Source organism: Pseudobacillus wudalianchiensis (assembly GCF_001685015.1).
Taxonomy (GTDB): domain Bacteria; phylum Bacillota; class Bacilli; order Bacillales; family Domibacillaceae; genus Pseudobacillus; species Pseudobacillus wudalianchiensis.
Map to the genome: position 1 here is coordinate 1 of NZ_MAYT01000011.1, position 10,223 is coordinate 10,223.

General features: G+C 35.7%; 12 protein-coding genes and 1 pseudogene. 2 read left to right on the forward strand and 11 right to left on the reverse strand.

Features of this window, described 5'->3' with window-relative positions:
• Window positions 1-289: 289 nt before the first annotated feature.
• Together A8F95_RS07930 and A8F95_RS07935 are read right to left on the reverse strand one after the other, a co-directional pair.
• Entirely contained in the window at window positions 290-853 is a 564-nt protein-coding gene (locus A8F95_RS07930) for a site-specific integrase (RefSeq protein ID WP_065410033.1), read from the reverse strand.
• Between the two features lie 221 nt (window positions 854-1,074).
• Window positions 1,075-1,305: a hypothetical protein gene (locus A8F95_RS07935; protein WP_065410034.1), complete on the reverse strand. Its 231-nt coding sequence runs from the start codon at window positions 1,303-1,305 to the stop codon at window positions 1,075-1,077.
• A gap of 692 nt (window positions 1,306-1,997) precedes the next feature.
• Here A8F95_RS07935 and A8F95_RS07940 point away from each other — a divergent pair.
• A complete protein-coding gene (locus tag A8F95_RS07940; RefSeq protein WP_065410035.1) occupies window positions 1,998-2,597 on the forward strand; it encodes a hypothetical protein in 600 nt (199 codons plus the stop codon).
• A gap of 52 nt (window positions 2,598-2,649) precedes the next feature.
• On the opposite strand, the gene A8F95_RS22060 is transcribed toward A8F95_RS07940, so the two are convergent.
• The 4 genes from A8F95_RS22060 to A8F95_RS07955 all read right to left on the reverse strand — a co-directional run bounded on the left by A8F95_RS22060 (window position 2,650) and on the right by A8F95_RS07955 (window position 5,668).
• Window positions 2,650-2,826, reverse strand: a complete 177-nt coding sequence (locus A8F95_RS22060; RefSeq protein WP_141676243.1) for a hypothetical protein — start codon at window positions 2,824-2,826, stop codon at window positions 2,650-2,652.
• A 712-nt stretch (window positions 2,827-3,538) separates the two neighbouring features.
• Window positions 3,539-4,072: a hypothetical protein gene (locus A8F95_RS07945; protein WP_065410036.1), complete on the reverse strand. Its 534-nt coding sequence runs from the start codon at window positions 4,070-4,072 to the stop codon at window positions 3,539-3,541.
• 117 nt (window positions 4,073-4,189) lie between these two features.
• Complete coding sequence (locus A8F95_RS07950; RefSeq protein ID WP_065410037.1) at window positions 4,190-4,681, reverse strand: hypothetical protein; 492 nt, start codon at window positions 4,679-4,681, stop codon at window positions 4,190-4,192.
• Between the two features lie 291 nt (window positions 4,682-4,972).
• Window positions 4,973-5,668 (reverse strand): DUF4386 domain-containing protein, encoded by a 696-nt coding sequence (locus A8F95_RS07955; RefSeq protein WP_065410038.1) that lies wholly within the window; start codon window positions 5,666-5,668, stop codon window positions 4,973-4,975.
• An 82-nt stretch (window positions 5,669-5,750) separates the two neighbouring features.
• Here A8F95_RS07955 and A8F95_RS07960 point away from each other — a divergent pair, with 82 nt between their 5' ends.
• A complete protein-coding gene (locus tag A8F95_RS07960; protein ID WP_065410039.1) occupies window positions 5,751-6,620 on the forward strand; it encodes a helix-turn-helix transcriptional regulator in 870 nt (289 codons plus the stop codon).
• 680 nt (window positions 6,621-7,300) lie between these two features.
• On the opposite strand, the gene A8F95_RS07965 is transcribed toward A8F95_RS07960, so the two are convergent.
• The 5 genes and pseudogenes from A8F95_RS07965 to A8F95_RS22815 all read right to left on the reverse strand — a co-directional run.
• Window positions 7,301-7,465 carry a KGG domain-containing protein gene (locus A8F95_RS07965; protein WP_065410040.1) on the reverse strand — a complete coding sequence of 55 codons (165 nt, stop codon included), beginning with the start codon at window positions 7,463-7,465 and terminating at the stop codon, window positions 7,301-7,303.
• A gap of 389 nt (window positions 7,466-7,854) precedes the next feature.
• Window positions 7,855-8,592 carry a GGDEF domain-containing protein gene (locus tag A8F95_RS07970; RefSeq protein WP_077247272.1) on the reverse strand — a complete coding sequence of 246 codons (738 nt, stop codon included), beginning with the start codon at window positions 8,590-8,592 and terminating at the stop codon, window positions 7,855-7,857.
• An 80-nt stretch (window positions 8,593-8,672) separates the two neighbouring features.
• Window positions 8,673-9,560 (reverse strand): hypothetical protein, encoded by an 888-nt coding sequence (locus A8F95_RS07975; RefSeq protein ID WP_065410042.1) that lies wholly within the window; start codon window positions 9,558-9,560, stop codon window positions 8,673-8,675.
• A gap of 324 nt (window positions 9,561-9,884) precedes the next feature.
• Window positions 9,885-9,977 (reverse strand): annotated as a pseudogene (locus A8F95_RS23010) (site-specific integrase); the annotation flags it as partial.
• 19 nt (window positions 9,978-9,996) lie between these two features.
• A partial coding sequence (locus A8F95_RS22815; RefSeq protein WP_218060667.1) for a hypothetical protein occupies window positions 9,997-10,223 on the reverse strand: 227 nt, incomplete at its 5' end.

The following is a 10,223-nucleotide window of genomic DNA, read 5'->3' on the forward strand; positions in this document are numbered from 1 at the left end:
TTTACTAGATAAACAGCCATATCAAATGCCCTCCTCGTGTTTTAATCTAGTAATTAGTTCTTTTCGTTGAATCTCCTCAATTCCTTTATTTTAAATATGTCAAAAAAGACCCTTAGGGGGGAGCCCAGGGCCTTTTAAAATTACACCTAATGTGAAAGGAGATAAAGTGAATGAAATTCTTCCCTCAGTTCATTGTATGATTCTAAAACAACGTTGTAACTAATCCTTCTAAATTGTTAAAACCTGAATAAATGCATGCTAAAATATAGAAATTTCACACCTTAGACTTTCATAAAGAGAATTCCTCTAGCGCTTGATCCATCATTTCATCGTTGATCCCAATATACCGTAGTGTGATCGCTGGCGAAGAGTGGCCAAAGATTTGCTGCAACATGGCCACGTCCTTCGTTCGCTGGTAAAAGTGATAGCCGAATGTCTTCCTCATGGTGTGGGTGCCGATGGCTCCTTCTACCCCACACACGCGAGAAGCCTCGTTAATGAGCCTCCAAGCCGTTTCACGCCCGATAGGAACATTACCCTTCCGAGACGGAAATAAGGGGTCAGAATCGGCCATACGGCGTGTATATTTCTCAATCTCCTGTTTAAGAGCCGCCGACATTTTAATTTTCCGGTAGTTTCCCGTTTTTTTCTCCCGAATCCGCAAATGTTCCGTGTTTCGGACATCCATCACCCGTAACGGCAGAATATCGCTGATCCTTAAGCCTGAATTAATGCCGAAAACAAATAAAAAATAATCCCGGTACGATTTGTGCAACAAGTACTCCTTCATCATCCGGATCTGTTCTGGGTCCCGGATCGGTTCTACACTATTTTGTCCTTGTTTGGTCGTCATAAAAGGTTGCCTCCAGTTGCTACGAAAGATTCATTATGTTGCATTCAACACAACATTACCATTCAATATGTTGCATTGAAACCCCTGCTAGGGGTTGCTTCAACACAAAAATCCCTTGATGGACAAGGGATGACGTTGCTATAGAAGGGGGGGGCAGCAATGCAACATAACTATCATTTTGTTGCATTTGAAAACGATAAATTTTTATTTTAGAATTTCAGCTACCATTCTATATCCTTGTAAATCTCTGAAAGATACTTTCCATCGATTTTTCCTTTTTCAAAAAGATCTTTGGAGGTGTCAAATTCTTGTGTTGATGAATCTCTAGAGCGCGTCAAATAATATCCATCTGTATTTTGGCTTATCCAATATTCCTCTTCCTTATAATCAAAATTGAATTCCTCTCCCCAATCTACTCGCTCTTGAAGTTCCATAAATTCATTCCAAGTCATCCTTCCACCTCATCTCGATAAAACATAATAACTATTTAATTGTTTTAATCCAGTATCCATTAGCACTTCCAGGTGACGTAAGAACGACTTTTCCATTGAAATACACCTTAACCTTTTGACCGAATTCTAGCTGGTGATCTGGAACATACCAGGGCAATTGAAATATTATCCCTCCGTTTTCAAAGGTAGCAAATAGATTTTCGTTTGGCTTTTGGTAACTAGAAAGATCATCAACAATTAAGACAATTGTCGCTCCGTTTCCTTTAGAAACATTAGCAATGTACCCTGAATAGGTAGGAGTGAAATAGAAAAAAACAGTACTCCCAATCAGTATGAGAAAACAAATTACTAGAGAAAATACGAACAGTTTTTTTCTGTTTTTCTTCAGATTTATCCCACCTTTGATAACCAGTACATAGGAGAAGACTTTTCTCTAAGTATAGTTTATCTGGAATATTGTACCGCGAAAATAACCACCAAGATTTTTTGAGAATTTTGGTGGCACAAATATAACTAAATGTCCTTTTTGTTGCATTGAAGTTTATTACTCACGAATTTTTTATACAAAATAATATCAAGTCCACTGTCAGGCTTACTTGTTTCCAGTCGGCTGTCCTTATACTAAAAACACCACGCTACATGGAAGATGTTATAATGGTGCTTATAACCCGCTATAGAAAGGATGTAGCGTTATGGACGAGTTACAGCAATCGATTAAAAGGCTCTATTCTCCAGGAGAAGTAGCGTTACAACTAAACGTTGAAAGACAAACTATCACTAAGTACGCTCGACTGTTTGAAACGGCAGGATTTGTCTTTCATAAAGACGAAAAAGGAAATAGAGGATACACCGATATAAACGTTATGATGTTCAAGGACTTAATTACCCAAAGAAATAAGCCGGGTATAACTCTTGAATCGGCTGCAAAGTCAGTAACAGCAATATATAAAGAGAAGTCTATAACTGATACCGTTATAACTTTACCTGCTGAAAATGAGCGTTACAATACCGTTATAGAAGAGAAATTAGATATGCTTATGCTGGCTTTCCAAAAACAACAAGAATTGATCGAAAATCAAAATAAAATGATTCAATCTTTACAAAACGAAGTTCAGAAGCAAAACCACTACATAGACAACTCTTTAAAAGAGCGCGATAAAAAATTACTAGAAAGTATGACTTTGCTGCAAGAACAAAAGAAAGAACAAGCAGAATCCATAAAACAATTGGCCGCAGCAAAAGAAGAATCCAGCCAGAAAAAAAGCTTTCTCACACGCTTATTTGGAAAGTAAAGAACGGTATGTATCTTGTTTAAACACTTAGCTCTTGATAATAGTGAACAGGTTATTGAAATCCTCCAGTGTCTTTATTATCACCCATTGTATGGTTTGAGCTATCTCCTGATTTAGCATTTGGGTTTGTCGGTATATGGGGATTGTTATTAATTTTCTTATTTCTCCGGTCTATAAATAAAGCAAATGCAATAATCATAAGAACAAAAATAAGCAAAATGATTAACATTGAGTTTTCATCCCCTTTATTTTTATCTTAACAGAATATATTTATATCAATAAAAAAGAAGTTGGGTATCTAAAAGGTACTCAACCTTTTTGTGTTCAAAAAATAGAGAAGAGCATAAGGAAAAAATGCCCCCACGGATCATGGGGGTTAGGCAGAGCCTAACTTTTTCATGGGTACATAAAAATAAGCAAAACCATATAATTGCCATACAAAAACTTTCCCAAAAAACCTCGTTTTCTCATCTGATTTTTTCTTTAATTCCTTATTCTCTTCAAAATTAATGCTATTTTCTTTTAATTGATTCTTTTTTCTCTCGTATCATGTGACATGAAAAAGTACCGGGTATGTAGCTGTGACGTTGGAGTATTTACGAGGCAGAAAAGCAGTAAAAGAATTATTTACGAGAAGTTAAACAACACTCATAAAAGGATACCAAGCCGCATGAGAAATTGAATGACATTAAAGGGAGATAGTGTCATGAAAATCACAATAAATAAAGAGAAATCAATCCGAAACAGCCGATATTTTTTAGGCCGTACGGTATTGTTTTAGTATTTTTTCGCTGTTTTTCTTGTCCCCATTGAAAAGTTAGGCTCTGCCTAACCCCACACGTTAAGTGGGGGCATTTTTCCCTTATGCTCTTCTAACTCTTTACGCATAAGTTATGGAATTTTAAAAAGCGCAAAACTTGTTTTGCACTTTTTGCTTACAGCTATTCAACCGAAATTTCTTGATTCTGTTTATTAAAGAATTTGAAACCTGCATACGTCTTTTCTTTGATTTCTTCAGGCAATTTAGTAATGACAATAAAATATGGATCATCAGGAACTTTAACTATGTAGTTAAAAGAAACATTTTGTAACTCTACTTTCATAGCATCGATATTCTTATTAATGTTCTTCCCTATAACTATCCCATACTGTCCTTCACTTGTTTCTATTCCCTTATAATATAAGCTGCTGCTGTTAGTGCCACTGTAGATAATTCGAAGGTGTCCATTGAAGCCTTCTTCTAAAACAGCGAAATGAGCGTTTGAATCAACTTTATAAAGAGCGACATATGTATTTGATTCTCCCAAGTGTGCAGCTTGTATTAATTCAAGTTTAAAGTTGGACTGGCCGGAAGTTTGGTTCTCCCACTTTACCAAATGCTCTTGGATGTCATCACGATTATTTTTGATAGGATATTTCATCATATAAGATACGATTGAAATAAGCATGGCTACTAAAATAATAACGGTGAGCAAAGTTTTTCGTTTAGAAATTACGATTCCCCCTTTGATTTACATAACACTCGTTATAGGTATTAAAAAGATCTTTTCAACTCTTTAATTAAAACTCCTTTTACCGGAACCAAAAGCTTATTACCAATCTGGTCCATCGTCATTATCACCCACTTTAATGCTAAATGAATTGGGATTTAGGTTATTCTTTTTAACTACCGAATAGAAAAGTGATTTCACCTCTTCTTGTGCGGATTCAGTAGCACCTTTATTGTCTAAGACATATTTCACTCGAATATCATCTTTGGAGTAAATCATAAGCATCATTCGATGAGCATAATCTTTTTCTTCTAATTTATTTTTCACCTGTTCAAAAAAGCCATTCTCTTGAAAAAGTAGAGCTTGAATTTCCTCTACCTCTTTTAGCCTCTTCTCATTTTCCTTTTGAATTTCAGGGCTTACTGAAGGAGGAACCTCAGATATGTCTCTTTTTAATAAGGAATTATTGATAAATAGAAGGGCCGCAACAAATAAAATTACAATGGTTCCAATTAAAGTGATTTTACCCTTTTTCAGTTTATACACTTCCTTTTTTTGATTAAGTATATGACTGTATGAAAGGGTTAAACTCACTTAATTTGTCCCTCCTGTAGCTTTGAAATAAAGTTTGATCTAAAATGTCTGACAAAACAGTATTTTACAGCAATTAAAAAGAATCCATTTTGAAAAAAAGATTGATCAAAATGGATTCTTATCCAGCAGACTTATTTTCATTTTTATAAAAAAGTTTGATCATTTTCTACCTAAATCACTCCACAATCGCGCCCTATTGTGGAATATTGGAACATACGAAAAAGCTGTAAAAATGGCATGTCAGTTATTTTACTAAAGCACCCGTTCATATTATTTATAAGGTTGAAAACACTAATTCACTTTTAGTTTTTCATTTTTTGTTTGAAACCCCTTCACAATTAACCAGACCGCTAAACTCATCTCATAAACGCCCACAGGTAGAGCAATGAGTCCTTTTGCTGTAGAGAAAGGTTCTACTACCCCAAACATTTCTAACAAACCGGCTATGAATACCAAAACGGCTGTAGCCATACCAAATAGTGCTAGCGGTTTTGGCACTAAACCGGTTCTAAAAAGTAAATAGCTATACATAATAGTATTTAAGCCCAGCATAAGGTTTGGGCCTAACATAGAAGTCCAACGATGAAAAGCTTGCAACACTAAACCGATAGCGAAAAGATTTTCTTCACTTGCTAAACTGCCTGCTTCATAATATTTACTAATATGCAATAACCCTAATATACTTACTAAACCAATTGAAATAAAAACAGCTTCCATAAACCGAAAACAGAGATACCCTAATGCGATATGTTCATTCCAACGCCGAATATAAGGAAACAGCATGACGGCTGTTCCAATAGCTGTCACTACAAGTAAAAAATCATTTATTACACCAATCAGAACCTTCGTTTGAAACCCATTTGCCACGGACATATACCATTGGTCTGACAAGACCGGCTGATAAAAGATAACCGCTATGACTGAAGTGGCTGCAGCTGCAATATATAAAATACCTATTATTATTCCATTCATTCTATCTTGTGTCATTACCTTTACCTCCTTGGAATAACTACTTAGTTAATTGCTTATGTTACAATAGTTACAAAACATCTGGGAATAAGGAGCTATTATGGATCATTATGAAGTAATAGAGGATGCTTTGATCTATATTGAAAACAATATACAACAACCTTTATCACTGGTTTCTGTTGCTGATACCTTCAATATGTCCAAATACTATTTTCACAGACTTTTTTCCGCCGTGATGGGTTGTTCATTAAATAATTACATACTATCCAGAAGATTAAATGCCTCGCTAAAATTAATTCAAAGCGATCACTTATCTCTAACAGATATTGCTTATCAGCTAAACTTTGGAACTCCATCATCATTTACCCGTGCTTTCAAACGTCAATATGGTATAGCACCACGCTCACTTAGAGGAAGAGATCAATCTGTATCTCAGGTACCAATCCCCTCTGTGGTTAAAAGATCCATAAAAAACATTAATGGAGATATTGTCACTGATTTCACCTTAACGGAACTCGAAACAATTAGGGTGAGTGGTATAGCCTTTGAAGTGGATTTAGCAACTGATGATTACAAGACTAAAATTCGATCTCATTCAAAAATGCTTTTAGATAGCATTGATCAGACAATAAATGGTTCATGTTATGTCATCTATTCAGACTGTCAGCCAAACTCAACCTGTTTCAAGGTTCTTTTCGGAATTCCTCATGATATACAGATAGATAAACCTTATTATTTTACCGTTGATATACCACAGCTCTTTTGTGCCAAGTTCAAATATTTTGGTGATCTCCTTGACATAGGAAATGTGTTCATAACTGATTTTGCAAGATTTTTAAAAATCTCCAAGCAGGAAAGTGAGAATTCACATATTGAACTTATTCAAGTTTTTGATAACATTCACAACCTTGATTCAGCTTATCACATCTATACGCCTATCAAAAAACTACCGATTGACTTAGATGTATAACACCTTTTTAAAGCACACACTGTCTCGTTTATCCCCTTTCTGTTTCGTAAAGTTATATTGAATAATAATAAGATAACAGGATAGGGGTAATTAAACTTTCCACATCTTGCTGTAATAAATTAAAAGGTGATCACGGGAATGTTTTTATACCAAAAAAGGCACCTCTTTTGAGATGCCTTTAAATCAATTATTACATCTTTCTTGTTTAACTTTTCTGGCCCTTTAGTGGAGTAACTTACTGGAATTTTACAACATCGACAAGCATACAAAAAGAAAAATCCTGTTTAATTTAAACAGGATTTTAATCAAACTTTATTATAAATGATCAATCTTTTTTATAAAACTACACCTCCTAACCTGCCCCGTTAGTTAAAGGAGACCTGAAAAAACCGACTGAATACTCCATACATCCTTAGTTCACATAACGCCACAACAGGGAAGCTCCTGCACGAAGAAACCCCTTATCCGGCAAGGAGTTTTCTTTCTGATTCTCATTCTTCTTTATACACGATTTTATACATCGTTGATTTCACAAGATTTCTGGTCTTCAAATCAGCCTGGCGGCTGCATAAAAAAGTGGGATTTTATACACTTATTCCTTATTCGTCAAATCAAAAAAGAAAGCCCAGGCGTTGATTTCTCAACGCCTGGGCTTTCTTTTTTATGCTAATATTTGTTTTTTAATTATTGTCGTCATCCTCGTGCTGTTCGGCACGATCTTTTCCACCTTTTTCTCCAATTTCTTGATAGAACTCTTTATCATGATTACGGGCAGTAGTTTCTCCACCTTTACGACCAGCTTCTTCAAGAGTCATTTTATCTTTGTTATTATCTTTGTTAGCCATTTAAAATTCCTCCTTCTAGTAAATTTGAATCTTACTTGGCCTGTCCCTCATCACTTTCCCTTATCTTAACTCTATAAAACAAACCAAAAAAAGCCGTCTAAAAGATCTTTTAGACGGCTTTTTTACATAGCGACAATAATTGGGGCTTTCATTGGGAAAATCATTTTACTATACCCTATCTTCACCGTTTTAAACCAATTATTAAAGTTTTTCTTTTTGTATATAAGGGTAGCATCTCGAAAGCGCAGATTTACAACGTTAAGCTTTTTGTAGCGTTAAAAACGAAAGGTTTAACAACGATAAAACCTTTGAAAAAAGCCTCACTGCTATATGAGAACGACTAACTTTTCTTCATCAGTTAGCTCTTATTTTTTAAATTATAGAAGCATCTACTCTGGTTTCCGAATATGCAAAGAAAACCTTTTTTCCTGTGCATAGGTATTTTTTCTTTGTGCTTTTACTCTGTACATTTTCTGATCCGCCACATGGAGAAGTTCCTCTAATGAGTACCCTTCTTCTGGGTAGAGGGCATACCCAATGGAAACACCTATCTTCAAAGGAGTTTTAGACTGATGTATTTGTTCAAGCATTTCTTCTTCCAACTTTTCTATTAGATGTTCTGCCTTCTCATGGGTTACTCCAAGAGATAGGATGACAAATTCATCGCCACCCCAACGGGCCACAACATCAGACTTTTGAGTATGATCCAACAAAAGCATAGCCAGCTTTTTTAAAGTATAATCTCCTGTTTTATGACCGAACCGATCATTCAATTCTTTAAAATTATTGACGTCCAACATAAAAACAGCTAAAGGAGAGTGAATACGGGCTGATTTTTCTTTTAGTTTCGTAAATTTCTTTAAAGCAAGTCTTCGAGTGAACAGTTCCGTCAAGTAATCGTGATTTGCATAAAAACTCATTTTGTCATATTGCCATCCAATAAACCATGCAACCACCAATGCAAGAAGACCATCAATCATCTCTCTAGGGATTGCTTCTCCTAAAAAGAGAATTTGTACAAGTGAAAAGGAAATAGAGATGCTCACAAAACTGATCTGTCCGGTATATTTCATGAAATGATCCTCTTTTTTGTAAATTTCACTCGATAATATCATAAAAAATGCCAAAACTCACCATACTGACAAATAAAGTTGCCTTAAAGGCAACTTTAACAGCCTTAAAGGCTCCTGATTTTTAGACAGGGCCATTAAGACTCCATGTAGGCCTTAAATTGTGTAAAGATCGGATCGTTATTCATGATTTCTCTTCTTTTTTCAACGGTCATCATGTTTCGCATCGTGCCAAAGAAATAGGCGTTAAAAGAGCTTTTAATGCGTCTGTGTTTATGAGAAAAAATAGATTCTTTAAAAGCTTGAACGACTAACTCTGTTAATTCTTCTAAAGGCGTGTCTAAACGAGTGATACGATAAGCCAGCAGGGCTTTTCCCCACAGCTTATAGATTTCTTTTGCTTGTCCAAAGAACGGTTTAACGGCCAAAATAAAGCTCTTTGGAATATGAGAAGGCGCAAAAGATTCATCTAAAACAGTTTCATCCTTACGTATGTATTTATTAAAAGATTTTTTTAATGGTAATGAATAGGTAGGGACTTTTTTTGCCTCTTCGTCCTTAGAGCCACAAGTGATTTCAGCGTTTTCTGTTTGGAAATCTGTTTGGAAATCACTTAGATTTAGCAGTTCTTCCCAGTATGAAAAATACGGGTGGTCCACAAACAAATGGACCGGGGCACTCCGTCCGTTTTGCTTCGTGGATCTTCGATACACGGTAAACAGCACGCCATGTTCCCGCAGCTTCTTTGCTACGTTGCGGATTGTTCTGTCAGATATATCATGGCGATTGGCTAAATAGTCATCTTTTGCGAAGAAAAAGCCGCGTTCTGCAGACAGCCAGCACATCATGTCGATAGCCTGGCGTGTCTCTTTCTTCAGCCGGTAATACGCATCGCCATATACGTCTTCTACGACTTTCAATAGTTTTAATTTCATAGATTGTTGTTCTTTTTGATTGTTGGCATATGGCTTGTAGCTCATCATTTGTTTAAATTCTTCATTGGATAACATTCTGCTTACTGTCATGGGTTTCGTCTCCTTTAGAGAAAAACAAAAAAGACGTATTTACCGTATAAATCGGTAAACACGCCTTTTGTTAATCTGTAAAAGGTAGACTTTTCCCTTGAAATTTACGTTTATTTATCGTAAGATACAGGCATAAATAAAGTAAGAGGGGTAAAAGCAAGTGTTTACCGTGGTCGCTTCACGGTGGACGGTTATAGGTGGCGCCAACCACACTATAACGCGCTTTTGCCTTTTTTATTTTCCGTTCGATTTAATTGTCTTTATTTATAGCAAACTTCCAGTTATTTCACAAGAAAAAACCTCATTTTCTCCCTTTTTTCTTTCTTACAACGAAAAATCTTCTAGAACTTTGTCTACCATCTCATCATTAATGCCAATATACCGCAGCGTGATCGATGGAGCCGAATGGCCAAAGATTTGCTACAGTATTGTCACTTTATTGCAAGGAGAAGGCAAAATAAGAAAACTTCGATGATTCCGGATGGCAATAAGGACAGAAGGAATACCCGTTTTGTAAAAGCTCATTAATTCTCTCTTTATCGTCTATATAATTTTGTTCCTTAAAAAACATTTCGTGATGGTTACACTGATCTCCTATATAACGTGTCGTATGGATGATGAGAGTCAAATGATTTACTAGATAAACAGCCATATCAAATGCCC